The sequence below is a fragment of the Streptomyces venezuelae genome (genome assembly GCF_008642355.1).
Taxonomy (GTDB): Bacteria; Actinomycetota; Actinomycetes; order Streptomycetales; family Streptomycetaceae; genus Streptomyces; species Streptomyces venezuelae_B.
Map to the genome: position 1 here is coordinate 2,754,481 of NZ_CP029193.1, position 26,780 is coordinate 2,781,260.

31 protein-coding genes and 1 tRNA gene are annotated in these 26,780 nt (G+C 67.6%); 22 read left to right on the forward strand and 10 right to left on the reverse strand.

The annotated features are described in order from the left end of the window. On the reverse strand, positions 1-1,692 hold the full coding sequence (locus DEJ47_RS37510; protein ID WP_161236392.1) for a GTPase domain-containing protein: 1,692 nt from the start codon (positions 1,690-1,692) through the stop codon (positions 1-3). A 269-nt stretch (positions 1,693-1,961) separates the two neighbouring features. Here DEJ47_RS37510 and DEJ47_RS12635 point away from each other — a divergent pair. Continuing rightward, positions 1,962-2,037: transfer RNA gene (locus DEJ47_RS12635), tRNA-Arg, on the forward strand. 260 nt (positions 2,038-2,297) lie between these two features. Here DEJ47_RS12635 and DEJ47_RS12640 read toward each other — a convergent pair. The 7 genes from DEJ47_RS12640 to DEJ47_RS12670 form a co-directional block, all read right to left on the reverse strand. After that, positions 2,298-3,689, reverse strand: a complete 1,392-nt coding sequence (locus DEJ47_RS12640) for a tyrosine-type recombinase/integrase (RefSeq protein ID WP_223828325.1) — start codon at positions 3,687-3,689, stop codon at positions 2,298-2,300. Continuing rightward, the gene (locus tag DEJ47_RS12645; RefSeq protein WP_150167847.1) at positions 3,686-3,883 is read right to left on the reverse strand and encodes a helix-turn-helix transcriptional regulator; all 198 of its coding nucleotides are present in this window, start codon (positions 3,881-3,883) and stop codon (positions 3,686-3,688) included. The genes DEJ47_RS12640 and DEJ47_RS12645 overlap by 4 nt, the downstream gene beginning before the upstream one ends. A 383-nt stretch (positions 3,884-4,266) precedes the next feature. After that, positions 4,267-4,572: a MarR family transcriptional regulator gene (locus tag DEJ47_RS12650; protein ID WP_223828326.1), complete on the reverse strand. Its 306-nt coding sequence runs from the start codon at positions 4,570-4,572 to the stop codon at positions 4,267-4,269. Positions 4,573-5,031: 459 nt separating this feature from the next. Further along, positions 5,032-5,916, reverse strand: coding sequence for a phosphotransferase enzyme family protein (locus tag DEJ47_RS12655; RefSeq protein WP_150167849.1), 885 nt, complete (start codon positions 5,914-5,916; stop codon positions 5,032-5,034). Beyond that, positions 5,913-7,310 (reverse strand): XRE family transcriptional regulator, encoded by a 1,398-nt coding sequence (locus DEJ47_RS12660; RefSeq protein ID WP_150167851.1) that lies wholly within the window; start codon positions 7,308-7,310, stop codon positions 5,913-5,915. The genes DEJ47_RS12655 and DEJ47_RS12660 overlap by 4 nt, the downstream gene beginning before the upstream one ends. A gap of 212 nt (positions 7,311-7,522) precedes the next feature. Continuing rightward, positions 7,523-7,732, reverse strand: coding sequence for a DUF397 domain-containing protein (locus DEJ47_RS12665; RefSeq protein ID WP_150167853.1), 210 nt, complete (start codon positions 7,730-7,732; stop codon positions 7,523-7,525). 14 nt (positions 7,733-7,746) lie between these two features. Continuing rightward, positions 7,747-8,649, reverse strand: coding sequence for a helix-turn-helix domain-containing protein (locus DEJ47_RS12670; protein WP_150167856.1), 903 nt, complete (start codon positions 8,647-8,649; stop codon positions 7,747-7,749). Positions 8,650-8,968: 319 nt separating this feature from the next. Here DEJ47_RS12670 and DEJ47_RS12675 point away from each other — a divergent pair, with 319 nt between their 5' ends. Then, positions 8,969-9,406, forward strand: a complete 438-nt coding sequence (locus tag DEJ47_RS12675) for an ATP-binding protein (RefSeq protein ID WP_150167858.1) — start codon at positions 8,969-8,971, stop codon at positions 9,404-9,406. Positions 9,407-9,474: 68 nt separating this feature from the next. On the opposite strand, the gene DEJ47_RS12680 is transcribed toward DEJ47_RS12675, so the two are convergent. Together DEJ47_RS12680 and DEJ47_RS12685 are read right to left on the reverse strand one after the other, a co-directional pair. Then, on the reverse strand, positions 9,475-10,383 hold the full coding sequence (locus DEJ47_RS12680; RefSeq protein WP_223828327.1) for a formylglycine-generating enzyme family protein: 909 nt from the start codon (positions 10,381-10,383) through the stop codon (positions 9,475-9,477). Between the two features lie 18 nt (positions 10,384-10,401). Next, a complete protein-coding gene (locus DEJ47_RS12685) occupies positions 10,402-11,196 on the reverse strand; it encodes an aminotransferase class IV family protein (protein WP_150167860.1) in 795 nt (264 codons plus the stop codon). Positions 11,197-11,460: 264 nt separating this feature from the next. Between DEJ47_RS12685 and DEJ47_RS36860 the strand changes: the two genes are divergently transcribed. The 20 genes from DEJ47_RS36860 (at position 11,461) to DEJ47_RS12780 (ending at position 26,645) form a co-directional block, all read left to right on the forward strand. Then, a complete protein-coding gene (locus DEJ47_RS36860; protein ID WP_223828328.1) occupies positions 11,461-11,958 on the forward strand; it encodes a DUF6415 family natural product biosynthesis protein in 498 nt (165 codons plus the stop codon). Positions 11,959-12,170: 212 nt separating this feature from the next. After that, a complete protein-coding gene (locus DEJ47_RS12695) occupies positions 12,171-14,168 on the forward strand; it encodes a glycoside hydrolase family 15 protein (protein WP_150175587.1) in 1,998 nt (665 codons plus the stop codon). Further along, positions 14,161-15,663: a sensor histidine kinase gene (locus DEJ47_RS12700; RefSeq protein WP_150167862.1), complete on the forward strand. Its 1,503-nt coding sequence runs from the start codon at positions 14,161-14,163 to the stop codon at positions 15,661-15,663. Before DEJ47_RS12695 ends, DEJ47_RS12700 begins: the two co-directional genes overlap by 8 nt. 73 nt (positions 15,664-15,736) lie before the next feature. Continuing rightward, entirely contained in the window at positions 15,737-16,252 is a 516-nt protein-coding gene (locus DEJ47_RS12705; protein WP_150167864.1) for a roadblock/LC7 domain-containing protein, read from the forward strand. Continuing rightward, the gene (locus DEJ47_RS12710; protein ID WP_150167866.1) at positions 16,249-16,674 is read left to right on the forward strand and encodes a DUF742 domain-containing protein; all 426 of its coding nucleotides are present in this window, start codon (positions 16,249-16,251) and stop codon (positions 16,672-16,674) included. The genes DEJ47_RS12705 and DEJ47_RS12710 overlap by 4 nt, the downstream gene beginning before the upstream one ends. Further along, positions 16,646-17,314, forward strand: coding sequence for a GTP-binding protein (locus tag DEJ47_RS12715; protein ID WP_190415376.1), 669 nt, complete (start codon positions 16,646-16,648; stop codon positions 17,312-17,314). Before DEJ47_RS12710 ends, DEJ47_RS12715 begins: the two co-directional genes overlap by 29 nt. Next, positions 17,314-17,955 carry a GAF domain-containing protein gene (locus tag DEJ47_RS12720; RefSeq protein WP_150167868.1) on the forward strand — a complete coding sequence of 214 codons (642 nt, stop codon included), beginning with the start codon at positions 17,314-17,316 and terminating at the stop codon, positions 17,953-17,955. Before DEJ47_RS12715 ends, DEJ47_RS12720 begins: the two co-directional genes overlap by 1 nt. A gap of 81 nt (positions 17,956-18,036) precedes the next feature. After that, entirely contained in the window at positions 18,037-19,296 is a 1,260-nt protein-coding gene (locus DEJ47_RS12725; protein ID WP_150167870.1) for an acyl-CoA dehydrogenase family protein, read from the forward strand. A gap of 198 nt (positions 19,297-19,494) precedes the next feature. Then, entirely contained in the window at positions 19,495-19,797 is a 303-nt protein-coding gene (locus DEJ47_RS37615) for a LexA family protein (protein ID WP_398334555.1), read from the forward strand. 2 nt (positions 19,798-19,799) lie between these two features. After that, a complete protein-coding gene (locus DEJ47_RS36415; protein ID WP_190415378.1) occupies positions 19,800-19,937 on the forward strand; it encodes a hypothetical protein in 138 nt (45 codons plus the stop codon). A gap of 24 nt (positions 19,938-19,961) precedes the next feature. Further along, positions 19,962-20,438 carry a LuxR C-terminal-related transcriptional regulator gene (locus DEJ47_RS12735; protein ID WP_150167874.1) on the forward strand — a complete coding sequence of 159 codons (477 nt, stop codon included), beginning with the start codon at positions 19,962-19,964 and terminating at the stop codon, positions 20,436-20,438. Positions 20,439-20,527: 89 nt separating this feature from the next. Next, a complete protein-coding gene (locus DEJ47_RS12740; RefSeq protein WP_317850799.1) occupies positions 20,528-21,082 on the forward strand; it encodes a hypothetical protein in 555 nt (184 codons plus the stop codon). Further along, positions 21,079-21,627: a DUF6624 domain-containing protein gene (locus tag DEJ47_RS12745; protein WP_150167878.1), complete on the forward strand. Its 549-nt coding sequence runs from the start codon at positions 21,079-21,081 to the stop codon at positions 21,625-21,627. The genes DEJ47_RS12740 and DEJ47_RS12745 overlap by 4 nt, the downstream gene beginning before the upstream one ends. A 132-nt stretch (positions 21,628-21,759) precedes the next feature. Beyond that, a complete protein-coding gene (locus tag DEJ47_RS12750; RefSeq protein ID WP_223828329.1) occupies positions 21,760-22,083 on the forward strand; it encodes a hypothetical protein in 324 nt (107 codons plus the stop codon). Between the two features lie 137 nt (positions 22,084-22,220). Beyond that, entirely contained in the window at positions 22,221-22,631 is a 411-nt protein-coding gene (locus DEJ47_RS12755) for a 6-pyruvoyl trahydropterin synthase family protein (protein ID WP_150167880.1), read from the forward strand. Further along, positions 22,628-23,374: a 7-carboxy-7-deazaguanine synthase QueE gene (locus DEJ47_RS12760; RefSeq protein ID WP_150167882.1), complete on the forward strand. Its 747-nt coding sequence runs from the start codon at positions 22,628-22,630 to the stop codon at positions 23,372-23,374. The genes DEJ47_RS12755 and DEJ47_RS12760 overlap by 4 nt, the downstream gene beginning before the upstream one ends. Positions 23,375-23,429: 55 nt before the next feature. Next, entirely contained in the window at positions 23,430-24,059 is a 630-nt protein-coding gene (folE, locus tag DEJ47_RS12765; protein ID WP_150167884.1) for a GTP cyclohydrolase I, read from the forward strand. Further along, positions 24,056-24,880 (forward strand): hypothetical protein, encoded by an 825-nt coding sequence (locus tag DEJ47_RS12770; RefSeq protein ID WP_223828330.1) that lies wholly within the window; start codon positions 24,056-24,058, stop codon positions 24,878-24,880. The genes folE and DEJ47_RS12770 overlap by 4 nt, the downstream gene beginning before the upstream one ends. Further along, positions 24,877-25,956 (forward strand): hypothetical protein, encoded by a 1,080-nt coding sequence (locus DEJ47_RS12775; RefSeq protein WP_150167887.1) that lies wholly within the window; start codon positions 24,877-24,879, stop codon positions 25,954-25,956. Before DEJ47_RS12770 ends, DEJ47_RS12775 begins: the two co-directional genes overlap by 4 nt. Further along, positions 25,953-26,645, forward strand: coding sequence for a dTMP kinase (locus DEJ47_RS12780; protein WP_150167889.1), 693 nt, complete (start codon positions 25,953-25,955; stop codon positions 26,643-26,645). Before DEJ47_RS12775 ends, DEJ47_RS12780 begins: the two co-directional genes overlap by 4 nt. The last annotated feature ends 135 nt before the right edge of the window (positions 26,646-26,780 follow it).

The following is a 26,780-nucleotide window of genomic DNA, read 5'->3' on the forward strand; positions in this document are numbered from 1 at the left end:
TCACCTCTCCTTCTGCAGTACGGACAGGGCGGCGATCAGCTCGGCCTGGGGTTCGGGATGCACTTCGAGGGCGTCCAAGGGGGCGAGCCTGCGCTCCCGCTCGGCGTTGAGGACCTTCTCCAGGTAGTCGGTCAGGAGGCACCCGCCGCGGTCGCGCAGCCGTACGGCGGCCTGGGCGCCGATCCGCTCGGCGAGGATCTCCCCGGCCGCGCGCGCCCTGCGCCCGCCGAGCAGCGTCGTGGCGAGCAGCGCGGCGACGACCTCGGGGTCGGGAAGGGCGTTCTTGTCGACCCGTTCGAGGCAGCGCACCTCGTCCTCGGCGTACTCCTCCAGTTCGCGCCGCCACCTGCGTACGGCCATCCCGATGCGGTGTTCGGCGGTCTCGATGTCCGGGTCGCGGCCCGCCAGGATCGGGGCTCCGGCGGCGGGCTCGCGCCGCCAGGCCTCGTCGATGCGCTCGTCGGCGGCGGTGACGGCGCACAGCAGCAGGGCCTCCAGGCTCTCGGCGATGGCGTCGAGCAGTTCACCGGCGCCGCAGTCGAGCGGGTAACTGCGCCAGCGCTTCAGGGCGCTCCCGGCCAGCACCCCGCCGGCCCGCAAACGCCTTCCCACGCGCGCGTGCTCGTTCTCGTACGCCTCGTCGACGGCGGAGGTGAGCCGTAGTGCGGCGGCGTACTGGGCGGCGACGGCGCCCGCGAGTTCCGGCATGCGCGAGTCGAGGGACCGGAGGACTCCGAGGGCGGTACGGGCGACGACCCGGTCGCGGACGGCGGGTTCCTGGGCGTGGTGGGCGAGCCAGGCGCGCAGGGGCGCGACGGCGGTGGCGGGGAGCAGCCCGCCGCCGCCCGCGGACTCGGGCAGTTCGGGAACGGTGAAGCGGGGTACGTCGCCGAGTCCGGCCTTGGCGAGCAGTGCTCCGTACTGGCGTGAGACCTCGGTCACCACCTGGTGCGGCACGCGGTCGAGGACCGTGACGAGGGTGGCGTCGTGTTCCTTGGCGGTGCGCAGCAGGTGCCAGGGGACGGCGTCGGCGTACCGCGACGCGGTGGTGACCATCACCCATACGTCGGCCGCGGAGATGAGTGCGGCGGCGAGGACGCGGTTGTCGGCGACGAGGGAGTCGATGTCGGGTGCGTCCAGGAGGGCGAGGCCACGGGGGAGGCTGTGCGCGGTCTCGATGCGCAGCGCACGCTCGTCTTCACCTACGTCGGCCGACACATCCCCGCCGTCGTCGTCCCGCTCCTCTCCACCGCCCTCCTCCCCGTCCTCCTGTCGGGGCACCCACACGCGCGTGAGGTCGGGCAGGATCCGCATCCCGGAGAACCAGTGGTGGTCGTCCGGATGGCAGACGAGCACCGGCGTGCGGGTGGTGGGCCGCAGCACACCCGCCTCACTGACCTGTCGGCCCACGAGGGAGTTCACGAGGGTGGACTTGCCGGTGCCGGTGGATCCGCCGACGACGGCGAGAAGAGGCGCTTCGGGGGCCCTGAGCCGGGGCACGAGATAGTCATCGAGCTGCGCCAGCAACTCGTCCCGGTTGGCACGCGCGCGTGGCGCCCCCGGCAGGGGGAGCGGAAAGCGTGCGGCGGCGACACGCTCGCGCAGGGCGGAGAGTGCGTCAAGCAACTGAGGCCGTACGTCCAAGGTCACCACATGCGAAGAATGCCCAATTTTGGCGTCTTTCTGAAGCATATGGGCGCCTCTGCGCGCCGATCGGACGCAGGTGAGGGAAGGGGCGACCGGGGCGCAGGCATAACGAGTGCACAACACCCGGGGCGTGAGGCGCCAAAAGCGATGCGAGATTCGCACCTGCCTGCGATTATCAGGATCGCTTCACCGAACCTCCACATCACGGCGCGGAGGCGAAGCACCAGGGACAGGGACCCGGGAGCCCTATCCTTGTCCCCGGCAAGGTCACGGATCACCCCCACGTCCGGCCCCATGCCACCCGGCCACACCCGGCCCCCGTAGCTCAGTGGATAGAGCAGGCGCCTTCTAAGCGCTTGGCCGCAGGTTCGAGTCCTGCCGGGGGCGCCACTGACGACACGTCAGCTTGGCCGCGTTTTACCTGGTCAGATGGTGTCTGACTCGCGCGGGCCTCTAGCGCGCCCCGCCCTGCCAGACAGCGCTGAAGTCCGGCTGACGCCGGGTGAATCCAGGTCGATACGGCTGCCTGTCCCCCATGCGTCCCCCAAGCCCTCTCACCCAAAAGCATCCAAAATACGCCGCCCGGCAACACTGAAGGGCGGTGCGCGATCCCCACGTGGGGATCGCGCACCGCCCTCGATCTCGTTGGCCTACGCCGCGGTAGGGACGTACCGGATGTCTTCAATCTGCCGCAGGTAGTTGGCTAGCTGACCAACGATGCACCTCGCATAGATCGCCAGGAGCACGGGCACGCTGTTCCCCGCCCACTCCGCGACCTGAGCCGGCGGGATGCCCCGGTTGAGCCACGCCGTCAGGCATGTGTGACGGCAGTCGTACACGCGCCTGCCCGCGGGAGAGCTGAACTCGTGCGGCGCCAGGACCGCCTTCCGCGCCTTCTCCCAGACTCGTCGGAACACCGACCCCGCCAGCTTGCCACCGCCCTCCCCCGGAAAGAGCAGGTCAGTGGGCTTGAGCTCGTAGCGGTTGATGATCTCGCGCAGAAAGGCCACAAGGTCCGGATGGATGGGGACAGTCCGCGTGTCACCCTCAGCCCGGCCCTTCAGCCCGCGGTCATCGTGGGTGTCACCACTGTCGGTCCACTGACTGCCCACTTCCGGAGCGGCCTGGTAGATGACGAACTCCCCCCATCCCGAGTCCGGCAGAATGGCGTCACTGACACGAAGTGCGACTGCCTCTTCCGGACGAAGGCCGGCATAGCAGAGCGTGGCAAAGAAGGCCCGATATAGGAGCCCTCGCCGAGGACGCTTGCCAATCCATTCGAGGAGCGCCGTGACCTGCTGCGCGTTGAGCAGCGAGCGCTTGTCGATGGCCTGAGCCACCTTGGGGGCGCCGCCACTGCTGCCCTTGCCCTTGGGCATGGGGTTCTGCCGCAAGATCCCGTGGCGGACCGCATAGTCCATCGCGAGGCTCATGATCCGGCGGTTCCGGGTCACAGAGCTAGCCGCTGCAGCGGTGCCGTCCAGGAGCGTTCCAAGGGCGCCGACTACGACGTCGATCTTCTCGGTCTGCTCCCACGCCGACATAGGCAGCGTGTTCCGCCGGACCCAGTCGAGGATGACCCGAATATCGTCCGGCATCGGGACGTCGGGGTTGCTGCGTCGCTTGGTGTTGAAGGCCCACTCGCGCAGAGCAGTGCGGACCCGCACCGCGTCAAACTGCTTGGGAGGGGTACGGAGCAGCGCGACGGTGGCCGAGGTCATGGCCTTGGCGACGTTCTTGCGATGGTTCGGCGACCACTGCATCCAGTTCTTGTCGATGAATTCAACCGCGAAGTCGTACCAGTTGGCGTCAGCGGCCTTGCTGGCGTACGAGATCGGCTGTCCGGTCTCGGTGCTAAACGGTTCGCCACGCTTGACGGCGGTCAACAAATCGGAGCGGCGGGCATCTGCGAGCGCTTTGGTCGGGTAGGTCTTGCTGTGCTTTTTTGTGCCGACCTTCCAGACCACCTTGTAGGTGTATCCGTTCGCCCTCGTTCGGCGCTCGATGCCGTAGATCCGTACGTCAAACGTGCTTTCTATCAAGAGGCGTCCTCGCAATCACTAAGCCAGTTTTCGAAATCGCTGCGTCGTATTCGGAGGGACCCGTTCGGGAGACGGATGCAGCGCGGCCCCCGCCCCTTCTGTCGCCAGTCGTAGAAGGTGCTGCGTGCGACCCCCAGCTCGTCGCATACGTCATCGACGGTCAGCTTCTCCCCAGTTCGAACGGCTACTGTCATGACGCCGCCCCACTAGTTCCGTGATCGTCGAGGAGGAACGATCCACCTGTCTCGCAGCGAAAATGGGCAGGGGGTATCGCAAATCGGCACATGGGCGAGGTTCCTTGCAGACGGGCGCGTGGAGCGGCTAAGAGGATTCCGGAAATGCCTAGATCCGCCAGCACAGCGAAATGTCGCTGGCCTTCAGCGGATGGGCGTTGCGTTTCAGGTCAACAGCAACCGCGAGCCGGTCATGACCTCCCTACTTATTTGCGGCACGGGTAACTGTGTCCGCCACGGCTCCACCGCCAAGCACAGCCGGGTGCGAACTCCCTCAATGATCTGCACGATCCCCGGTTTCGGTAACCGGGGATCGTCGGCTACATTCCGCCCAGCACCGCGAACTACGAGGTAAGTCGGTAGGACCTGAGCGCGGGGTGCGCGTCGTCGTCCACCAGGACCACGAGTCCGTTCTCGGTGAGTCGGCTGAGGTTGCGAGCCACGACGCGTTCGGGGCTGCCGACGGCTCGGGCGATACCTCGGGCTTCGGCGCCCAGGTGAGCCGCGACGTGCGCCAGCACCATCAGGTCTTGGCGATACCCGCGCTGCACCAAGTCCTCACCGAAGAGGCCGGCGGCGCAGACGCAGAGGCACAGGGCCGTGGAAAGGGCGGCGTAGTCGGCTTTCGTCTGGGCGGTCCATGCGTTCATGGCGCCGAGCGCCATGAGGATCGAAGCAGTGACGCGGGCCGATCGAAGTGCGGCCTTCGGCAGGTGGGCCTCCTTGCTAGGGCCCAGGGGCGAGACGGGAGACGGAAGCCAGCGCGGCACGCTGGCACCCGCACCGCTGGAAGCGTCTCTGACCTGGTGTTTTCCGGGGAGGTAGTACGTTGACATGGTCTCCGGGGGTGGTTCCAGTCCCCCGGGGCTCTTTCTCGTCTGCCGTGGGCGAATCTGACCTCGGGCCTACGAGGCGGGGTCCGGCCATCTCGGCGGGAGGAGGGAGGCGACGCCTTCAACGCGAAGCAACTGCACCACCTCGCCGATTAGGGACTGGTCACATCGGAACCGAACGCTTCGCGTCGGTCGCACCCTTGTACGCAGGCATCCCAGCGGCCAGGGGACGAAGTCCGGCCAGCCGCGATCTGAGCCTGCGCACGCCGACACCCGTCAGCCCACCGCGGTCCAATGCCAGGGCCGGCGTCCTTCCCGTCCTCTTACGCAGTCGATTCGATATTGAGCCTGCTCTCGCGCCCCAGCATTCTGGTCCGCTGTTTGCATCCCGAATGTCACCAGCCGCAGTTCACGGATGCCCCGCAGGGTCGGATACCCCGCCCAGTCGCGTACGTCAAAGCCGTACTGATCGCTGTAATCGGCGTACTGGCTGGCGGACAGGGTGCCGAATGTATCGAGGGCCACCGCCGTTGAGGTCAGGTCCCATTCGGGAGGCCCCATCGATGTGCGTTCGAAGTCCAGGAGGAGGGCACCCTGGTCGGTAACTGCGCAGTTGCCGCCCCATGCATCTCCATGGACCACGCAGTGCGGCAGTCCCGGCGGGAGTTGGGACCACTGCTCCTTCAGTTCGTCGAGGCGACCCAGAAGCCAGGACTTATCGCCCTCGGTCGCGCAGCGCGCAGCGCTGAGTCGCTCGGCGATACGCACGAACGGCTGTAGCTGCCCGATGGGAAACGTCGGCCTGGGCAGATTGTGCATCCGCCGTAGGAGCGGGGCCAGTTCAGCTTCACTGCCCTGCCGATGTGGAGGAAGAAGTTCCCAGAACGTCGCCGCGCGACCACGTGCCTGGACGGGCTGATCTCTCGATATCGGCCGCACGGCCGGGACGCTGTTCTCGGCGAGCCATCGCGCCACGGCTACCTCGCGGGCGGCGACATCATCCTGGCCCGATCGAGAGATGCGCACGACCACGTCGCTGGCGAGCTTCCACAGGTCGTTCTCGGCGAGGCGGATGGGTTCAGCGCCGTCAGCGGACAGGCCGGCAGCCGCAGCCACCTCTTCGAGGACGGCGAAGGACTCCTCGGTGGGCGTCGTGATCATGCGTTGACCGTAGTGGTGATCCTGCTCCGGAGTTCAGCCACGTCGGGCCTGCGGGCATACCGGGCGGAGGCGCTCGTGAGATCGTCTATGTCAGTGACTGCGCGTTTGGACCGGAGCTTCCCGACCTCGTCCAGGGCTCGGTTCGCGATGGCCACGGCCTGCTGGGGGTCGCCCGTGACCATCGTCAGCGTGGCCAGCTTGGTGCCGGACAAGGCGCGCGAGCGTACATAGGCGTCCGTATGGCCTTCGATCGCCGTCTCGAGTCGAGAGATCGCCAACTCGGTCGACTGTCCAGGCATGAGCGCGATATCGAAGGCAGCGTGACCGGTGTCCCCGTGGTGCTGCGCGTCGTCGTAGTAGGACATCCAAGGTACGTCTTCGCCATCGCGGGCTCGCCCGAAGATCTTGTCGGACTGATTGATCGCGGCCAACGCCTCATCCGGTTTCCGCATCTTCGCCCATGCCCGCGCCCTGGCGTTATGGAGCATCGACTGCTCACGCGGCGTGAGGCGATCTGAGCGCAGAAGGCCGCTCTCCGCGTAGGTGAGGCCCTCGTCCGGGCGCCCGCGCCAAATTTCGTGACGTGCACGCCAGTTGAGTGCCGATGCGCGCAAGTGCCAGTTATTGCCCTGTTCAGCGCACCAGGTGCCGAACCGCAGCAGCTCGGTCGCGTCGTCGTGGGCGTAAGCATCGAAGGCACTGGCGCCCATCACGACGGAAAGACGCCCGACAGCGGTATAGAGGCCGTCCTTCAGCTCAGTCGGGTACTTCGCGGCGAGCAGCCCCTTGGCCCAGATGAACAGACCCAGGGATGAGCTGCCGACGATTCCTCCACCTCCGTAGAGGTTGTCCCAGCCCGCGAGGGTGTCCGCCGCTGTCAGGACCTGGCGGATGTCCTCGGGTCGGACGGACTTGGGGAGTGCATTTGGTCCAGACGACGGGAGCAGGTCAACGAATGCGGTCGGGGCGAGGGCGGCTACCCCACCCAAGGAGAAGAAGGCGCGGCGCTCCATAGCTGACTGGCTCCGTTCCGAAAGCACAGGCGGGTTCAGTTCCAGCATGCCCTCCGTCCGGGGGCCATTGGCACCCTGATCGACTTCGCTAGCGACTTTGTCCGCATGCGTGGCCTCCCTGGCTGCCTCCTCCTCGACAAGACGCCACAACCTCGTGAGCGCACCTCCGGCCTCAACGGCGCCATCCAGGAGGCTGGCCAGCGCCCCGTCGCACTCCCGCTCACACTTCTCGATGCGCTCAATCATTGTGGCGCTGAGGTGCACCTTTGCGCCGACCTCGCGCGTCGACATCCTGCGCATGTTGCGCCAGTTGCGCAGCTCCTTGCCCCACCATGCGCGTACCGACGCCGTCTCATCCAGGGGCTTGGGCTTCTGTGCCATGACTTCTCCTCCGGCGCCCTGATGCGGACAGCACTGCTGCCCTTCGATTGTCCGCATCCCGGTTCCCGTTCACAGGGTTTCTTCGAGACTGGTCGAGCTCAACCGCAGTCGTTCACAGGGGTTCTGGTGCCCCGTCAGCAATGTGGCCGTGGCGCAAACATGACGGCCCGGCCCCCATGGCGAGGGCCGGGCCGCACAGCGCGAGCGCACCGTCACCTGAGTAGGGGCGACGTCAAGGAGCCGATGCAGGTAGTGAATGTGGCCCACGCGTCCGGCGAGAACCGGGTGCGCGGGCCGTCGGGGCACTTGGAGTCCCGGACCAACGTCAGCAGCGGCGTGTTGGCTACTTCCACGCATTCATTGTCGGGTGAGGCGCTGTAACTACTCTTGAACCATGTGATTTCCTGGGGCTGTTCGGCCACGAATTCTGTCCTCGCTACTTCTGATCTTGCAGGTGCCTCTTGCGGGCCTCGGCGATCAACTCGGCCGAAGAATCGGGGTCTAGCGCCTCTTCGCTAAGAAAAGCGCGAGCACGCTCGTAGGCGGCTCGCGAACCTTCTTCTTCCAGAAAGAGGGAACCTACGGCGTTTTCGATGAAAATGACATCGAGGGACGGATCTGGCCCGCCGTAGACGATGAAGCTGGTGAGCGTTGCGCTGTACGCGCCAGAGTTGAACGGGAGGACTTGGATCGTGATGGTCGGCTCTGCTCGCCGGTCCAGCAGCAGGTCAAGCTGCTCGACCATGACTTCGGGTCCTCCGACGTTGCGCCGGAGCACGCTCTCGTCGAGCACGCAGTGGTAGGTCGGTGGCGTCACGCGCGAAAGGATCTGTTGGCGTTGCATTCGCATGTCCAGATACTCCGTCACCTCTTCCGCCGTAAGGGTGTTGCCCGGCGTTGCCTTGATGGCGGCGGCGTAGCGCCTCGTCTGAAGGAGGCCCGGCACCACGCCGTTAGAAAGGTGCCAGATCGATTTGGCCTCATTCTCAAGCGGCAGCAGCACCCTCATGGGGTCCGAGAGCTTTCCCGCGTAGGGTACCCACCACCCGTCCGTGACCTTACTGTTCTGTGCCAGGTCGATCAGCTCTGCCGTCTCCTCTGGTGAGGCTCCGTATACCTCGCCGAGTTGCTTGACCTGATTCCACCGCACATTTCCCTTGGCCTGCTCATATCGGCTGACCGTCGCCTTCGACATGCCTGCCCGCCGGCCAGCCTCCTCGGCCGAGAGACCAGAACCCTTCCTCAGCGCGAGCAGGCGAAAGCCGAGCTGGCGGCGTCGGGCTGTCGGACCCGACTCGATCTCGCCGTTCAGCGCGGCACTCTTCGACGCGTTCGTCATGCTGGCGGCTCCCCTTGAACGAGTGCGACCAGTGTCCTGTCTGGCGCGTAGCGACCACAAGGGACGTTACACGGCGGAACAGAGGCCGGGTTACGCACCGGATGGAGCCCGGAAGTCTCATGCGGACACTTCCGCCGTGAGCGTTACATGGAGAGCGTTCCCGCGCCCATACTCCAACTCAATCGATTCGCACCGCAGTTGAGCAAGCGCGCTTAACGGTCCGCTTCAGACCCTTGGACGCGAGACCACGGTAGCGACGCCGCTTCACTCGCACCCCTGACGCCGAGCGCCCCCATGCACGTCACTTGGGAGACTGCCGATGAGCCCAGCCACAACTGCGCTTCTCAGCGCCGCTGCCGACCTGCGCCTAGACCCGAGCCCTGGCTTCGCAGCAACCTTTCCTCCTTGCCCCTCGCGAGTCGGTGAGATGCGCCGCCGCACAGCCAGCCGGCTCCAGGCGTGGAAGATCTCTCAGCGGGACGCCGAGGGCATCACCCTCGCGGTGTCGGAACTCGTCACGAACTCGGTAGTCCACGGCGAAGGATCGGTCTGCTTCGTCCTTCGGCAGGTCGCCAACGAGATCCGGGTGGAGGTCACCGACAGCAACCCGCAGCCGGCCATGGTGAAGAACGCGAGCCCGGACGACATCTCGGGCCGCGGGATGTTCCTGGCCGCAGTCTTCGCGCAGCGTATCGAGGTCAGCGACGACGGCTACACCACCACCGTCGCCTTTCCCCTCTCAGGGCACCAGCGATGAGGGCGCTGGTGGCCGAAGGTGCAACACCGTTCCGAGGACCGTGGAACGGCATCGACCAGGTCTCCCAATTACGCGAGCGCGGCACAGCGGAATCCGGTGTCGTTGTCCTTCATCGACGCGGCGGCCGTGTTCTGCAGGGACGGCGCCGCGCGCTCGAACGGAGAGGTGAAGGCCGAACCCTTCAGGTGGTAGCGGCCATTGCCAGGCTCTTCCTCGGTGGAGCACCACTCCCAGACGTTGCCGCAGAGGTCGAAGATGCCGAACGGGCTAACGCCGGACTGGTAGCGGAAGACGGGAGTTGTCGCGTCGATGCCGGCCTCAGTCGTGTTCGCCTTCGCGGCGGTCGGCTCGTTGCCCCAGGGGTAGATGCGCCCCCGTGGTCCGCGAGCCGCCTTCTCCCATTGCCGCGCAGTGGGCAGCGACTTACCGGCCCAGCGGGCGTAGGCGGTCGCGTCGTGCCAGGTGACCCATACCACCGGATGAGTGGCCAGAGTGACAGGACAGTGGCCATCTGGCCAGTGCTGTGGTGGCCGGTGATTCGTGGCAAGCACGAACCTTCCGTAGTCCTCGTTGGTCGTCGGGTAGACGTCGATGAGGAACGGCTCCAGCCACACCGAACGGTTGTCGGGCCCCGAGAGGTAGATGCCCTCTTCAACGAGGGCCATGACCTTCCTGTCGACCGGGTGTCGGCGAGTACTCGGCTCCCTGCGCAGCAGTTCCTCGGCTCGTTCGTCGTGCTCGGCAGCGGCACGTTCGGTCAGCAGCGCAGCAAACCGCTGCTGGACGTCAGGTGGGGCCTGGGCCAGGAGCGTGTCAAGAGCTGCCTGGTTGTCGAGCCCAAGCTCGATGGTCTCCCCGCGTCGCTTCCACCGTGGGACCTGGCGCGGGTTCACACCAACCAGGTCGGCGAAGTCCTTCTGCTTCTTGCGCATGGCCATGCGCAGCAACTCGGCCTCTCGGCCGGTCCACCTAGTCACCCCCGCCACGATGTCGCCTTACAGAGTCTCACCGGGGATCGACAGGTACGCCTCCTGCAACTGCCGCAGGACGGGATGGTCCACAGGGAACTCGGTGTCGTCGATCGCGGCGAGCGGCCGGACACCGATCGAGGTGTTCGTGGCGAAGGCAGCGGCCATGCCCCTCGCCTGGTCCAAGGTGACCGTGGCCGTGCGGTGTTCGCCCTGCTGCTGAAGCAGGGCCATGGTGACGCCGGGCAGCACAGGAGCATCGGGCCACACCACGGTGCCCTCCTGGTCGACGAAGGCCACGTTCCAGGTTCCGCCCTCGGAGACCAAGCCGTCACGGCCGACGAAGAGGGCGTCGTCGAAGCCTGCGCGCTGGGCTGCGCTTCGGGCGTGAAGGGCACCGAACAGGCCGACGTGCTTCACCTGGGGGAGATCGCGCTCGTACACCAGGCTCTGTGCGCGCAGCGGCGCAGGAGGCAGTGCGCCGGCGCCGCGTACGGACACGAGAACGTGCGGCTCGTTGGCGTCGGCCGGGTGCCCCATCTCGACCTTGGGGTCATAGATCGAAACGCGCACGACGCACGGCAAGGTCTGTCCCTCCAGCGCCTGGCGGACGTAGTCGCGCACACGGTCGGTATTCAGGGCTGCGTTCCACACGATCTTGCAATCCCGTACGAGGCGTTCCATGTGCAGCGTCAGGCCACGGATGCTCCCGTCGGTGTCGACGCGCATGGACGTGAAGTGCCCGACGTTGGTCAGCGCCAGGGAGAGCAGGTCGTCTGCGGATACGGGCTTGCCATCGAGAGTCGCCATGGCGCCCAGCATGGCAGGACCGCCCGGTCGGGCGGCACCCCGATTCAGGTTACTGACGGGTCAACGTCATCTGAGAGTCATTCCCAAGCCTTCACGGCGAGGTGTTCGCTAGTCACCGCGCAGTCACTTCGAGTGATCGACGGCGAGGTCGGTGCCGCACGCCGCAACGGCGCCGTGTGCCGCCCACCGCTGCACAGCCCACCTCCGAGGACCCCGATGAGCCCTGCACGAGTCGCGGCCAGCCCTGGTTGGCCTGATGTGAAGAGGAGTAGCGCCATGCGCCTTTCGTTGGCCCCTCGCCGAGCCAGCGGCCAGTTCACGGGCGGGCTCGGGCGGCAAGCGCCTGTTGCTGGAGCGCCGACGGCGGACCGTGATCACGTGGTGGCCGCGTCAGAGACGGTGACGCTGGTGCTGGGCGAGGATTCGCTACTTCCCGAGAGCCCTGCCGATGTGGAGGACCTCGTACGCCTGTTGCGCGGCCACGTTGCCCAGCTGGGCGCGCGTTCCGTTCAGGGGACCTCCGCGCTGCTGCGGGCGCAGCAGCTTTGCTCCGAGAGCATCCCCGAGGGCTACATGCCGAGCAGGGTGTACCTGGTCAGGCTCGCGGAGGCCACGCAGGAGCTGGCAGCTCACGTGGAGCCCGGTGAGTGCGGACCGAAGGCCACGAGGGGAGCACGGCGTTGGCGCCGGCCCAAGGTCAATGTGCTGCGCGGGGCCGTCTTCGCTCTCGCCCTGGCCTGCTTGGTCCTCGCTGCGTCGGTTCCACGGCCATGACGGTGAGCGGAGTCGTCGTGCTGGCTCTCGTCCTCGGACCGACGGCCTGACTGATGCTTCGCGGCGAGCGGCGATCTGCCCAGCACCAGCCGCCGCGCGGCAAGCCCCCCTCTTTCCGACGGCCACCGAACTGAGGTCCGTCCACCGATCCTGGCTGCCACCGCAGCCCCGAAGCCAACCCCGCAGTCACGGGGCTTATGGAGATCCACGCGATGATTCGACGTCCGCGCATCGAGCAGTACGGCCTGATCGGCGACATGCAGACGAGTGCCCACGTCTGTGACGACGGTTCGATCGACTGGCTGTGCCTGCCTCGGTTTGACTCGTCGGCCATGCTTGCCGGCCTGCTCGGCACGCAGAAGCACGGTTCCTGGCGCCTCGCTCCCGCTCCTTGGACCAGCGAGTCCGACGAGGGAGTGGTCGCCGAGCGTCGGTACGTAGGTGACTCGCTCGTCCTAGAGTCGCGCTGGTGCACACCGACAGGTTCGGTTCGGGTACTCGACTTCATGCCGCCGCGTGACGGAGCGCCGCAGGTGATCCGGCTGGTTGAGGGCGTGACCGGTGAGGTGCAGATGGTCTCGGCTCTGCGTCCGCGGCCGGGTTACGGCAGCGTCAGCCCGTGGATCCACGAGGTCGGCGGGCGCATGGTCGCGGAGGCAGGCGCGGACGCGTTGTGGCTCGACACCGGCGTGCAGCAGGTGGAGAAGGACGGAGCCGTCGTCAGTGCCTTCGCAATTGCCGCGGGGCAGAGCGTGGCGTTCGTGCTCAGCTGGTGCCCCTCCCACGCTGCGGCGCCGGACCTTCCCGACCCGCAGGCCGCGCTCACCGAGACGCTCACCTTCTGGCAGAGCTGGACCAGCGAGTGCTCGTACGACGGGCCTTACCGCGAGCCCGTAGTCCGCTCGTTGATCACGCTGAAGGCGATGACCTACGGGCCAAGTGGCGGGATCGTAGCGGCGCCGACGACGTCGTTACCCGAGGAGATCGGGGGCATCCGGAACTGGGACTACCGGCACACCTGGCTGCGCGACGCCTCAACCACGCTGGGCGCGCTGCTGGGCACCGGGTACCGGCAGGAAGCGCAGGCGTGGCGACGCTGGCTGCTACGAGCCGTGGCCGGCGACCCACAAAACCTGCAGATCATGTACGGAATCACCGGTGAGCGCGACCTGCGCGAGCGGGAGCTGCCGTGGCTTCCCGGATACGAGGGATCAGCGCCGGTACGGGTCGGCAACGGAGCGGCCGACCAGCTTCAGCTCGACGTGTACGGCGAGGTGATCGAGACCCTGTACCTCGCACATCAGAGTGGGGTCGCGCACTGCGCGGACACCGCGGTCCTGCACCAGCGACTCGTCGAGCACTTGGTCCAGCGCTGGCAGGAGCCCGACGAGGGGATCTGGGAGATCCGCGGGGCCCGCCGACACTTCGTGCACTCCAAGGTCATGGCCTGGGTGGCCATCGACCGCACCATCCGCCTGATCGAGGCCGGTGCTCTCAACATGGAGCTGGGCCCCCTGATCAAGCTGCGCGAGACGATCCACCACGAGGTGTGCACCAAGGGCTTCGACCCCCACCGCAACACCTTCACGCAGTCCTACGAATCGACGACTCTGGACGCCGCCACCCTGCTCATCCCCAGCACCGGGTTCCTACCGCCCGGCGACCCGCGCGTCATCGGCACCGTGGACGCGGTACGCCGGGAGCTGAGCACCCCGGACGGACTGGTGCGCCGATACCCGACGGCCGGCAACCGAGCCGGAATGGACGGCCTCAAGGGCGACGAAGGCACCTTCCTTCTCTGCTCGTTCTGGCTGGTCGATGCCCTGGCCTTGACCGGCCGCCTGAATGAGGCCACCGGCCTGTTCGAACGCCTCCTCGCACTGCGCAGCGATCTCGGGCTCCTGGCCGAGGAGTACGACCCCACACAGGGACGGCAACTCGGCAACTTCCCGCAGGCGTTCAGCCACATGGGCCTGATCCAGAGCGCCCAGCTCCTGCACCGGCTGTCGCCGCAGCCCTCCCTCCGCCTAGGGCGCGATCCGCGCCTCCGGCGGGACGGAAGTGGAACGGAAGTAGAACGGCCGGTAATTGGCTGCGAGTTGGCCGAGCGCGACGCTCGAAGCGTCCCCCGGACCGCGCCAGACGATTCAGAACCCGACGCCGAGGCACGCTCTGTCGCCCCACCCACTGACGAGGTTTCCCATGCCTGACCGCGCGTTCCCGACACGGCCGGCCGCGACCAGTCACCGCAGACGGCAAGCCCCACAGATCGACGCCCTTACCGTGGGTCGCGTCCGTCGCGCCGTGATGCTGCCTCTGGTCCTAGTGGCGGTGTTGTTGAGTGGCGCTTGGATCGTGTGGCTGACGGCCGCGACGGCTCACGCCTGGATCGTGGTCGGCTTGGTCTGCGGGCTGGGCGTCATCGCGCTGGTCGCCCGGAGCGGCACGCGCACGGCAGCCGTCGCCATCCATGCAGTCGTGGAAGAGCGGCGAGCGGCGGAGCTGACCGCCCTCGCCAAGGACACGGCGGCTGCGGAGAAGACGGTGCTGTGGTCGGCTGAGGAACTGTGCCGAGGAGCCCGGCCGCCGCTGCCCGAGCGTCGGATGCCTGGTCCGGCCGGTGCGACGGCGGAGATCAGCAGTGCGCTCGGGGCACTCCAGGTAGAGGCCGTCACGGCGCTGATACGTGTGCGCGACGAGTCCCAGTCCATCGTCCTTCTCCAGGTCCTGCGCCGTCTGGCCATGCGAGAGCACGCCCTGGTGGGCAAAGCCCTGGAGGCCCTGAACCAACTGGAGAAGCTCACCGACGATCCGGAACTGCTGGACAGGATCTTCCAGATCGATCACCTAGTGACACGGGTGCGTCGTCAGGTGGAAAACACAGCAGTTCTGGGCGGTCAGTCCCTGCGCAGCACTCGTCAGCCGGTGTCCGTCACGACCACGCTGCGCGGCGCGGTCTCGGAGGTCGTCCAGTACTCAAGGGTGGTGGTCGCAGCGGGTTCGGTAGGAGTTCAGCTGGGGCTCCCGGGACATGTGGGCCCCGACTTGACCCACCTGCTGGCGGAACTGATCGAGAACGCGTGCGAGTCCTCCGATCCCGCCACCAGAGTGCTGGTGCGCGCGGAGCCGGTGCCCAACGGACTGGTCATCGAGGTCGAGGACCGAGCCATCCCCATGCCCCCGCAGTCCCGCGCACAGATGAATCACCTGCTCAAGGCCCCCGACGAGGTCGACGTCAGTGCCCAGGTGCGGGCGGGGCAGATCGGTCTGCTGGTCGCAGCGAAGATCGCACAGTCGCACAACCTGACCGTGCACCTCCAGGAGAACGCCATGGGAGGCACCACTGCCCAGGTGATCATCCCCAAGCGGCTCCTCGTGACGATCACACCTGCCGGGAACGTGAGCACCCAACGCGACGTCCGTCTCGTCGGGCCGCCGCCGGAGCAGACCCGCACGGCACCTGCCCCCGCGATCCACCCGGGCGGAAGCCCGACCGCGGCGCCACTGCCTTCAGCCGGAAGCCCCAGGCCCTCCACTCTGCCGCGGAGAACACGCAAGCCCGGCTCGGTTCGTCCGCCGGGCGAGCGTGAGCACGTTCCCGTGGCTGCGCCCAGGCCGGGGCTGGCAGCTGCCTTCCGTCGCGGCGTCCAGGCCGGCGAATGCGCCGCCACACCCACAGACTCCGACGAGCCCACCCGCCCCTGACGAGCACACCTTCCCTCGTCTCCCGACGAACCGGCCATAGTCGCCGGCCCTTCCCCCTCCAGGAGTGATTCCCATGAGCACCCACGCCGAGTTGGACACCGCGTCCGAGGACACCTCCACGTCGCAGGTGGAGGTGACGGCCAGCGGCATGCGCGGTGACATGCAGTGGCTGCTGAAGCACTTCGTCGCCGAGGTCGCGGGCGTCACGCACGCCGTCCTGCTGTCGCGGGACGGCCTGCAACTTCTGGACAGCGAAGTCGACAGGGACTGGGCGGACGAGTTGTCCGCCGCCCTCAGCGGAATCTCCGCTGTCGCGAAGAACCTCACCGGGCCAAGCCATCTGAAGCGGCCCGCAAGCCAGGTCATCATCGAGCGCGACGACTGCCTCATTTTCGTCCAGAGCGCCGGAAGCAGCACCGCCTTCAACAACCACCCGGGCAGCAAGGTGAAGGACACGATCCTGGGCGTTGTCGCCACCACGGAGGCGGACGCGGGCAGCGTCGGCTTCGAAATCGGGCGCTTGGTCCAGAGGTTCGCCTCCTACATGCAGGTACCGGTCCGCAGCCGCACTGACGACGAGGCCCGGTGAATACCCACGACCGCACAGACGAGGACGCCACGTTCGTACGGACCTACACGCTGACGCGCGGGCGCACCCGGCCGCGACACCTGCTGAGCCTGGAGACCGTCCTGGCCACCGGCCCCGGACGTCCCGGTCCCCGTCAGGCCGAGGAGTGCGAGCAGATCCTCGCCCTGTGCCAGGAGCACCCGCGACCGGTCACCGAGCTGGCCGGGCTGCTTGCCCGCCCCGTCACCGCAGTCAAGGTCCTCATCTCAGACCTTCTGGACGCCAACGCCCTGATCATCTCCGTGCCCTCCGCGTATACCTCCTCCGATGCCGCCCTCGACGCGGACGCGGAAGAACGACCCACCACCGATCTACTGGCTGCCTTCGCGGTGGGCCTAAAAAGGAAGTGGCCCAATGCCAACCGTTATTCCCAGGCCGGATGACCCCCGCGCGGGACTGCGCACTTCGCCGCCCGTACAGGCTGCTGCACCAACCGTGCTGAAAATCGTGATCGCCGGAGGCTTCGGCGTGGGCAAGACCACCGCCGTGGCAGCGGTCAGCGACATCACTCCTCTGAGCACGGAGGAGTACCTGACCGAGGCAAGCACGGGCGTGGACAGTCTCGAGGGCGTCGAGGCGAAGGAAACCACCACAGTCGCCTTCGACTTCGGCCGGACCAGCCTGCCCGACGCGCCCGTTCCCCTGGAGTTGTTCCTGTTCGGCACGCCCGGCCAGGACCGGTTCGGAGACCTCTGGTACGACCTCTCCCGCGGAGCCGTCGGCGCGGTCGTGCTGGTCGACACCCGCCGCCTGGAAAGCAGCTTTGCCCCCATCGACTTCTTCGAAGACATCCAGCTGCCCTTCGCCATCGCGGTGAACCACTTCGATGGAACCGAGCGCCATCACCCCGAAGAGGTGCGTGATGCCCTCGGACTGTCGGCGTCCGTGCCGGTGTTGCCCTGCGACGCCCGCAATCCGGACCACGTGGCGGGCATCCTGATCGCCCTCGTCGGCCACGCCATGCGAACCCCCCCGACAGAGCCCGCCCCCGTCCCATCCGCCACCACTTACCAGGACGCCTGATGTCGTACCAGCCCTCTACGCCTCATCTCCTGACGCCGCCGGCCGCGCCCATCCTCCCTTTACCGCAACGAGCCCTGCGTCACGGAACGCAGAACCCGGCGCAGCCCGTCGCCACCACCCCAGCCCGCCCGCAGGAGGCGGAGCCGAGCGAACTGGCCCGGCGGTACGAACTGCTGCGCCGCCTGGGCATGCCCACCACCGCCAGCGACGAATTCGACGAGATGGCCCGCGCCATGGCCGAGAAAGCCGGATTCCTCTACGGGTTCGTCAACCTGTTCCTGGACACGCAGACCTTCGTCGGGCTGCACCAACCACCGGCGGACAGCGGATACGTCATCGTCGGGCGCACCATGAGCCGCGAGCACGGCTGGTGCCCCGAGGTCGTGGCACGCAAGAAGGCCCTGCCGCTGCCTGATGTGCACGCCAGCCCCCGCTTCAGCGGCAACCACGTGGTCGACGCCGTCGGAATCCGCTCCTACTTCGGCGCTCCGCTCATCCACGACAGCGGCACCGTGCTCGGCACGGTGTGCGTGATCGACCCCGAGAAGCGCCCCCTGAGCGACGCCCGACGGATCCGGGACATCGTCATCGACGGCGGAGCCCATGTGATGGACCACATCGCCCCCACGTCATTGCGCTAGACGTTCGGCCCGCACCACCCAAGAGCGCGCCCGGTCGGCCGCTCCACCGTGCGACCTTCGCCCACGCAGAGGGAGACGATCTTGCCCGCCACATCCAGCACTCCGCCACCGGCTCTGCGCCCCTACCTCAGCGCCCGCCACGCACAGTTGTGGACCGAGGCGGACACGTTCGCTGACGAACAGGTCACTCCCCGCATCGCGCGCATGGAGGCCGCACCCGATCGGGTGGAGCGCAAACTTGCCGAACTGATGGGCGCACGCGGCTGGTTCGGCGCCACCATCCCGACCGCGCTGGGTGGGATCGGCGCCGGGCACGTGGCGCGGTCCGTGCTGGTCCACCGAATCGCCTGCGCCTCCGCTTCCGCCGCGGCCATCCTGCAGGCCACGCTGATCCCGGTCGGCGCCGTGCTCCACTTCGCCAACGACGAGCAGAGGCAGCGATGGCTGCCCGGAGTCGCAGACGGCTCGCGCCTGCTGTCGATCGCGGTGACGGAACCGGAGGCCGGCGGGCACATCGGCGGCATCGAAACCACCGCCCGCCGCGCCGGGAAGGAGTGGGTGATCACCGGCAGCAAAGTCCACGTCGGCAACAGTCACATTGCCGCTGCCCACCTCGTCGTCGCCCGTACCGCCGGGGCCGGGGCGAGCACCTCCACCGCTCTGACCGCGTTCATGGTCGAATCCGACCGGCCCGGCCTCACCCTTCACGACCACCGCGGCGGCCTGGGCCTGCACGGCTTCTCCGCCGGCCGCCTCGACCTCGACCAGGTCCGCATCCCGCACGACAACGTGCTCGGCGACATCGGGCGGGGCTCGGCCGTAGCGCAGAGCAGCAGCATCCTCTACGGCCGCCCCAACCTCGCCGCCGTCAGCCTCGGTATCCACGAGGCCGTCGTAGCCACCACGACCGAACGCCTCAAAACCCGCATCCGCTATAGGAGCACCCTGTCCGACCTGCCAGTCCTGCGCGACCGCGTCGGCGGCATGGAAGCTCGACTGCGCGCCGCGCGCATCCTCGCCTACCAGGCCGTGCACCTCCTCGACGAGGGCGTGTCCTGCGACGCGGAACTGATCAACAGCAAGTACCTCGGCCACCGATGGGCGATGAAGTCAGCCCAGGACGCCATGGAGCTGCACGGCGCCCACGCCCTGGACCGCGACTACCTCCTCCAGCGCCTGTGGCGGGACATACAGCACACCTACCCGCCGGCCGGAACCGGGGAAGTCCAGCGGATTCGCCTCGCCGACGCCGCCTTTGACGAGGACCACGTCCAGTGGTCCGAACGCCTCGCCGCCACCTCAGCAACGCCCGCCAACGAACTGTCCACCGCCAGCATCTAACCCTCGCCGCTATAGGCGCTCTCCGTCACCGGGCGCCGCCCACGACCGACTCTACTCACTCCACACCTGACCAGCCGAGGACTCATGACCGACCCCACCCAGGCTCGCCCCGCCAGCAGCAATGCCCCCACGCCGGTACGGCCGAGGCAGCCACTTTCAGAGCGTCAACAGGCGATCCTGCGGTTCGTTCAATCGACCATGCAGGAGACGGGGTACGCGCCGTCCATCCGCGAGATCGGCGATGCGGTCGGACTGTCCAGCTCCTCCTCCGTGGCTCGCCAGCTCGCCAAGTTGGAGGACAAGGGGCACATCGTCCGCGCCTCACGTCGTTCCCGAGGCTTGCGACTCGTCTCGCAGACAACCGGAGAGACCCTGCTTCCTTCCGGCCTGCCCCCAGCTGCCTCCTCCTCAGCGACGGTGATGAGGACGCCTCACGCAACGTCCTCAAGGTCGTACTCGGCACCGGGGTATGGCAAGCCCTCCTCCAGGGAGCCGCCCTGACGGTGCAGCGACTGCCCCTGACCAGCAACAACTCGAAGCTCGGCGAGGGCAGCATCTTCGGGCAGGTCACCGCCATCACTCACCCGGTGTCCATATCGCCCGCCTACAGCGCATCTACAGGCCCGCTCCCGACCCACTGACCTGCCCTCGACGAGGACGCTGCCATGATCACCACCCCGACACAGCCACTCACCCCGTCCGAACGGCGCATCGCCCAGCACGTGATCAAGGGTCTGGACGTCCGCGGGATCGCCGCGGCCACCCAGCTCAAGCCGGGCACCATCCACTCCGCGCTGCGCACCGTGCGCTGGAAGCTGGCCTGCCCCGAACGCTGCCCTCTCTCCGTCGTCGCCCACCACATCCTCGACTCCGGCCAGGTCTCCGCCCCGCCACCACCACGGCCGGTCCCAGATCTCGAGCCCGAGCAGATCAGCCTGATCAAGGCTACGACCGCACACACTCTGCCTCGGGACATCGCTCTCGCCGCGGGCCTCCCCCCTGCCGACCTGCGCGCCGCACTCGACCAACTTCTCGCCGACACGGGCGCACAGACCGTCACCGAGCTGATCGTGCTCGCGCACAGCTGGCAGGTATTGACCGCCGAAAAGACCGGTGAAACGGGAAGCGGGGTATCCCAGTGATCCGGCCCGCATCCCACACGGGCAGCGAAGACCGCTCCGCTCCCGTCCCGTTCACACAGACGCCGGCGTCCGCTCTCTACACGATGCGCATGCTGGACACCGCTGCAGAGCGTCAGGAAGCCGCAGCGCTTGTTCAGGATCGCCAGGGCTGGCTCATCCGGCACGGCCTGCCCCTCCCTGGTGACGAGGACGTCCCCGCGCAGTTCCGAGCTGCGCAGACCCGCTCCGCCGGGTTGTTCGAGGACGGACGGATGCTGGCCTGCCTGATCCCTGAGCACACCCCCGATATTCGGTGGGGCCAAGGGCCGTGCCTCTTCCTCCGCAGCCTCTATACGCTGCCCGGTCACCCGGACGACGTCACGCGTCTGATCACCTTGTGGGCTTCCGACGTCGCCGCCCGCCACGGTTTACCCCGCATACGAGCGGAAGTGCCCACCCGCCAGCTGCGTGATCCGGCCCCGGTCGCGCGACTCCTCAATCGCCTGATCGACATGGGCTGGGCTCTGCACGGTGCCGGCGACGGACAGGCCGGCGAGGTCGCCCACCTCGAACTGAGCGCCGAGCGCCGCTCCGGGCTCCACGCACTGCTCAGTTGCCGGGTCCGCGTCCCCCAGCCCGCTCACGGAGAACGGAGCGCCACGTGACCACCGACGAACCGCGGCGGCCCGACCTCGCCCGCGAGCTGATCGCCCGTGCCGACGGCTCGGACGCGCAGCGAGCCAAGCGCGTACGTGACCAGCTCGACGCCATCCAACTCGGGCGAGGCCGGCACACCGAGCACGCCAACACCGCCATGTTGCGTCGGATCCTCATCGAGCACGACTGGCCCGGCCACCGGCTCGTGGGCCTCACCGCTGCCCGCGCCGCATGGACGATCGCCCTCCACAGCGACGACGACCCCGCCTTCCAACGCGCCGCCACCATCCTGCTTAAGCGCGCAGTCCAGGCCGAAGACGCGCTGGTTCAGCACTGGGCACACCTGCACGACCGTGCCCTCATCACCAACGGACACGCCCAGGAATTCGGCACCCAGCACCGCCTGATCGCCAGCAGTATCGAACTGTGCCCGCTACGCGCACCTGAGTCCGTTGACGCCCGCCGAAGCTCGGTGGGTCTGCCGCCGCTCGCCGTCGCGCTAGAGGCAGTGAGACACCGATTCACGCCCGTCGTCCTCGCACGGGCCGCGTGAACGAGCCAACGCCCAAATCCACTACCAGTCGGCCAATCGGTCACAACTCCGCCCTGCGAAAGGGATGTTGACTGATGAAGCTCACCACTGCCGTCCTCACCGCCCGGCGCCGCTGTCTCCCTCACCACCGCCGTGGTCGGTGCGGCCCGACTCCGGCAGGACGCGCGGCACCAGGCCGAGCAGAACGAGGTGGTCGTCGGCAGCAACCAGCTCGACTGGCTGGCGCAGATGTCCACCATCCCCGATCTCAACAAAATCTGGGCGCCCGAGGACCTGAACGCCGAGGAGTACATGCAGCTGCTCAAGGCCAACCAGCTCATCTGCACGCTCAGCCTCCGCGACCGCCTCGGCTTCGTCCGCGCCAGCAAGCTGCCGTTCTACGCGGCGATGGTGATGGGCAGCGATGTGTGCCGGCGGCACTGGGACCTTTTCGGGGGGTCTCCGAGCCGAGGGTGACGAGCGCGCCGAGCGGTTCACGGACGCCTTTGACCGGGCCTCGCAGGCCCATAAGAACGAACAGCTCGCAGCCTCCTAAACAGGGGCTGCCACATGCTGCCCAAGTCAGTCTCACCTTGAACTTGCGGAGGAAATCGATGGATTTCAGCGCTGTCCTACTGCCGTCCGGCGACTTCACCATCGGAAAGACGTTCACTTTCGAAGCGGGACACCGGATCCCTGGGCTGCCGGACGAGCACAAATGCTCCCGCCAGCACGGACACAGTTACGAGGTCGAGGTCGTACTCACCACTGCCTCTCTGGAGGAGCCCGGCTTCGTCACGGACTTCGGGGCGCTCGCTCCGTTCAAGGAGTTCCTGAACAACGAACTCGACCACCACAACCTGCACGAGATCCTCCCCTTCGAGCCGACCTCGGAGCGCCTGGCCCAATTCCTGGCCGGCTGGTTCGTCCAGAACCTCCAGCCCGCCATCCCCGGCCGTCTGGTTTCCGTCTTGGTCCGCGAGACCCGCGCAAGCTGGGCCCGCTTTACCGTGGAGGGCCAGTGACCACACCCCAGCCGATCAGCCTCGGGCCCCAGGCTGGAGAAGCCGATTTTGGGCTGATCGTCGCAGAGTGTTTCGGTGTCGAAGTCCCGACGTTCCAGGGTGAGGGGCCGAGCTGCGGACACCCAGCCATTTTCATCCGCCTGTCCCGGTGCAACTTGACCTGCACGAAATGCGACACGAAGTACACGTGGGACTGGTCCCAGTTCGATCCGCGCAAGGAATCGACGAAACGGACCGTGGAGGACCTGCTGGCCTATGCGGCGTTGTCGCCGGTCGAGTTGGTCGTCATCACCGGCGGTGAGCCGTTGATCCAGCAGGCTCGGCTGGTGCCGCTCGTCCGGGGCCTGATATCAGCCGGCAAGCGGGTCGAGGTCGAGACGAACGGCTCCATCGCCCCTCTTCATGAGCTGGTGATCGACGGGGTCCGGTTCAACGTCTCGCCCAAACTCGCCAGCTTCGGGATCAAGGAGAGCAAGAGCATCGTCCCCGCCGCACTGGAGGCATTTGTCGCTTCCAGGCGTGCAGGTTTCAAGTTCGTCGCGTCCACGCTGGCCGATCTGGACCGGATCGCCGAGCTGGCGGACACCTACCGGCTCGCGCCGGTGTGGGTGATGCCGGAAGGGACTACCCCCGAAGCGATCACCGCAACCACCCGAGTCCTGGCCGACGCGGTCGCCGCTCGGCACTGGCACTTCACCACCCGGCTTCACGTATTGGCCTTCGCGGACGCCCGAGGCCGGTAACCGCACATCACCACGCCCCATCCGTTCCCATAACCCCAGGAAGCGAGAGACGTCCATGACGATCTCCACCGCCAGCCCGGAAGCGGCACCGCCCGCCACCAGCCCCGGGCCCGCCGCGATCATCGACATGGGCCGGGTCGCCAACCTGGTCCATCAACTCCTGGTCGAGTTGGGCGAAAACCCCGCCCGCGAGGGGCTGGCCGACACACCGGACCGTGTTGCGGAGTGGTGGAACACCTTCCTGTCCCCACACGGCGCCGCGACGACCACCTGCTTCACCGAGTCCCAACTGGGTGGCCAGCTGGTCATCGTGGGCGGCATGAGCGTGTGGTCGCTCTGCGAGCACCACTTGCTGCCAATGAACCTTCAGGTCACAGCCGGATACGTGCCGCACGGCGAGGTGGTGGGCCTGTCGAAGTTCGGGCGGGTCGCCCATCACTTCGCCGGCCGACTGCAGGTCCAGGAACGCTTCACCCATCAGGTCACTGACTACCTCAAACACGTGATCGGACACGAGAACGTCGCCGTCGCCGTGCGCGGCGTTCACCTGTGCATGAGCATGCGGGGCGTACGCATGGAGGAAGCCCGCACCACCACGATGCTCGCGGGAGGCCGATTCGAGACCGACCCGGTTCTCTCCCAGCAGTTCCTCACGCTCACCACCGGCCTGTGGAGGGCGTCGTGACCGCCACGGGCATCGACTTCTCCGTCATCGCTCCGCCCGCCTACCTGAAGCACTTCGTCGCCCAGGAGCCGGCCCGCGTGCACCACGTGGCCGCCCAACACGTGCTCTCCGACGAGACGTACCGGGATTTCTTCGCCCGTGAGGCCGAGCGCGGCGCCGAGATCATCGTCGACAACGGGCTCTTCGACCTCGGCTACGCCCTGCCGGCGGAGCGCCTCGTCGAAGCTGCGCTTGCGGTGTCCGCGAGGGAGATCATCCTGCCGGACGTCATGCGGGATGGGGCCGCGACCCTGAAGGCGAGCGAGAAGGCCGCGTGCGAGATCCGGGCACTGTCCGGCGAGGCGTTCCGTCTGTGCGCGGTGCTGCACGCCGCGGACGATGACGAGTGGCTGCGCACCTACGACGCCTATGTGACCAGCGACTGGGCCGGGGCCATCGCGCTGCCTGCGTCGCGCCGACCTGATCCACACCAGCAGTTGTGCCGCACCCGCTGGCTGGCTACCGCCTACCTGCAAGAGCACGGCTTGGTCGACGATCTGCTCGTCTACCGGCTGCTCGGTCTGGGCCGGACCGGGCACCTGGAGCTGATCGAACAGCGCGAGCACGAGTGGATCTCCTCCGTGGACGGCGCGGCGCCGGTCATCCTCGGCGCGATGGGCATCGCCCTGCTGCCCGAAGGCCCGTACGAGAAGCCCTCCACGCCGCGGATCGAGAACCTCGGCCCGATTCCCGAGGACCGGTTCGGCCTCGTCCGGGAGAACATCTGCGTTGTCCGCGCGGCGGCCGGCAGCACAGTGAAGATCGCCGAGGAGTGCCGATGACCCCCTTACTGGCCGACCCCGCGCCCGGCCTCCTGCGCGCTGCCGCGATAGAGCCGGCCGGGCACACTATGAGTCACGCGCGGCTGCTGCGCTACCTGGAGATCAAGGTCCACCACCTCATCCAGGACCAGGAGTGGGACAGCATCCGCGTCATCGGCGGCTACGACCGCACTGCGGTGGTATCGCGGTACGAGAAGACTGGGAAGCTGTTCAACATCGAGCGGCCCACCGCAGAGGTTCACGGCCGTGACCTCATCGTCAAGGCGTTCCCCGGCGCCGACTACGTCCAGCACTACGCCCTGATCATCGCCACGTACCTGGCCATGACCGGCCGACCGGTCGGAACTGTCACCTACCAGCCGCCCGAGCAGGAGCAGTGCCGCGCGGCGTTCAACGCGCTGGACCTGGACCTGGACGGCGACCTGGTGATCATCGGCTGGGGCCTTCAGTACCTCGCTCCCGGGAACGGCGTGTGGACCCGCGGGCCTGGCTACGCCTGGCAGAGAGCCGTGGTCGCCGGCCGTCGCGTGGTCTACCTCGGGTTCCTGCACAGCATCTGGGGAGACGTGGCTGGGCGGGTCGTCGCGCGCCTTGCCGAACTCGGCGCAGGCGACGTCGTCTACGTCGGCAAGGTCGGCTCCCTGACCCCCGGCGTCGAGCCGAACTCCTGGCTGGCGACCGGCAACACCAGCCTGGTCCGTGGGGCGATGGTGACCTGGGACGACTTCTTCGGCGACTACGCCGTCAACCACGAAGGAGTGCTCGGCGGTCTGCACGTCTCCTCCCCGTCGATCCTGCTGGAGAACCGCGACTGGCTTCTTCAGCACACCGCCTCGTACGCCTTCGTCGACCCGGAGATCGGCCCCATGGGGGCAGCAGCACGCCAGGCAGCGATCGGTTTCGGCTACCTCCACGTCATATCCAACAACCTCGCCTCCCACTATCCCGCCGACCTGTCCAATGAGCGGCACAGCGACGTCCTGCGCCGGCGCGCCGTCCTGGTGGACCGCATCCGCACCCTCATCACCGGCCGCCTGACCACCGGTCCCGCCCACACCCCTGGAGAGTCCCGATGACGGCGAACGCGCCGACCACCACCGCAGCCGGGAAGCTGATCACCTTCGTCGGCGGTGACGGGGCCGGCAAGTCGACCCTCGCTGCCCGCCTGCACCAGGCCCTCAACGACGCCGGCCACGCGGCGCTCCTCATCGGCAAGCACAACACCGACGTCCCCCAGGACCCGGACCTGTCCGCCTACCTCGACCACCTCAACGAGCTGGTCTATCGGCGTGACGCCCGTGTCGCCCAGGCGTGCGGAGATCACTACTGGCTGCTCGCCCTGGCTTCCTGGTACACCCTGCAGGACCGGCTCGTCATCCGCCCGGCCCTCGCCGCAGGCACCCATGTGGTCCTCGACAACGGGCACCACAAGATCCTCGCCCGGTATGCGGTCAACCCTGCCGTGCCCTCCGGTCTGTGCGAGCAGGTCTTCGCGCATCTAACACCGCCGGACCTGGTGTTTTTCCTGAATATCGGCGCTCGCGAGGCTCTCGTGCGCAAGGGCTCGTTCACTTCCCTGGAGGCCGGCCACGCCGGCGGCAGTGACGAGGACTTCATCCGCTACCAGGACGCCGTCCTGCGGCAGATGCGCGAACAGGCCGACGCGGGTGGCTGGGCGAGGCTCGACGTCGCCCAGTCGGGCCGGGGCCAGGTCTTTAAGGCCGCCTCCGCCGCCCTTGCCGACCGTCTGCGTTTGACCGTCTGACCCCTCGCTCTTCGATCGAGAAGGAACGCACCATGGACCAGGCCCTGCCCGACAGCGGGACATACGTGTGCCACGGCATCACCTGGGCGAGTGGAGACCCCCGCCTTCTACTCGCCCCCGTGGCCACCGGGCCGC

Coding starts and splice junctions, on each gene's coding strand:
- DEJ47_RS37510 (WP_161236392.1), bottom strand. CDS start 1,692: ATGCTTCAGAAAGACGCCAAAATTGGGCATTCTTCGCATGTGGTGACC.
- DEJ47_RS12645 (WP_150167847.1), bottom strand. CDS start 3,883: ATGACAGTAGCCGTTCGAACTGGGGAGAAGCTGACCGTCGATGACGTA.
- DEJ47_RS12650 (WP_223828326.1), bottom strand. CDS start 4,572: ATGAACGCATGGACCGCCCAGACGAAAGCCGACTACGCCGCCCTTTCC.
- DEJ47_RS12655 (WP_150167849.1), bottom strand. CDS start 5,916: ATGATCACGACGCCCACCGAGGAGTCCTTCGCCGTCCTCGAAGAGGTG.
- DEJ47_RS12660 (WP_150167851.1), bottom strand. CDS start 7,310: ATGGCACAGAAGCCCAAGCCCCTGGATGAGACGGCGTCGGTACGCGCA.
- DEJ47_RS12670 (WP_150167856.1), bottom strand. CDS start 8,649: ATGACGAACGCGTCGAAGAGTGCCGCGCTGAACGGCGAGATCGAGTCG.
- DEJ47_RS12675 (WP_150167858.1), top strand. CDS start 8,969: ATGAGCCCAGCCACAACTGCGCTTCTCAGCGCCGCTGCCGACCTGCGC.
- DEJ47_RS12685 (WP_150167860.1), bottom strand. CDS start 11,196: ATGCTGGGCGCCATGGCGACTCTCGATGGCAAGCCCGTATCCGCAGAC.
- DEJ47_RS36860 (WP_223828328.1), top strand. CDS start 11,461: ATGCGCCTTTCGTTGGCCCCTCGCCGAGCCAGCGGCCAGTTCACGGGC.
- DEJ47_RS12695 (WP_150175587.1), top strand. CDS start 12,171: ATGATTCGACGTCCGCGCATCGAGCAGTACGGCCTGATCGGCGACATG.
- DEJ47_RS12700 (WP_150167862.1), top strand. CDS start 14,161: ATGCCTGACCGCGCGTTCCCGACACGGCCGGCCGCGACCAGTCACCGC.
- DEJ47_RS12705 (WP_150167864.1), top strand. CDS start 15,737: ATGAGCACCCACGCCGAGTTGGACACCGCGTCCGAGGACACCTCCACG.
- DEJ47_RS12715 (WP_190415376.1), top strand. CDS start 16,646: ATGCCAACCGTTATTCCCAGGCCGGATGACCCCCGCGCGGGACTGCGC.
- DEJ47_RS12720 (WP_150167868.1), top strand. CDS start 17,314: ATGTCGTACCAGCCCTCTACGCCTCATCTCCTGACGCCGCCGGCCGCG.
- DEJ47_RS37615 (WP_398334555.1), top strand. CDS start 19,495: ATGCAGGAGACGGGGTACGCGCCGTCCATCCGCGAGATCGGCGATGCG.
- DEJ47_RS12735 (WP_150167874.1), top strand. CDS start 19,962: ATGATCACCACCCCGACACAGCCACTCACCCCGTCCGAACGGCGCATC.
- DEJ47_RS12740 (WP_317850799.1), top strand. CDS start 20,528: ATGCTGGACACCGCTGCAGAGCGTCAGGAAGCCGCAGCGCTTGTTCAG.
- DEJ47_RS12755 (WP_150167880.1), top strand. CDS start 22,221: ATGGATTTCAGCGCTGTCCTACTGCCGTCCGGCGACTTCACCATCGGA.
- folE (WP_150167884.1), top strand. CDS start 23,430: ATGACGATCTCCACCGCCAGCCCGGAAGCGGCACCGCCCGCCACCAGC.
- DEJ47_RS12775 (WP_150167887.1), top strand. CDS start 24,877: ATGACCCCCTTACTGGCCGACCCCGCGCCCGGCCTCCTGCGCGCTGCC.
- DEJ47_RS12780 (WP_150167889.1), top strand. CDS start 25,953: ATGACGGCGAACGCGCCGACCACCACCGCAGCCGGGAAGCTGATCACC.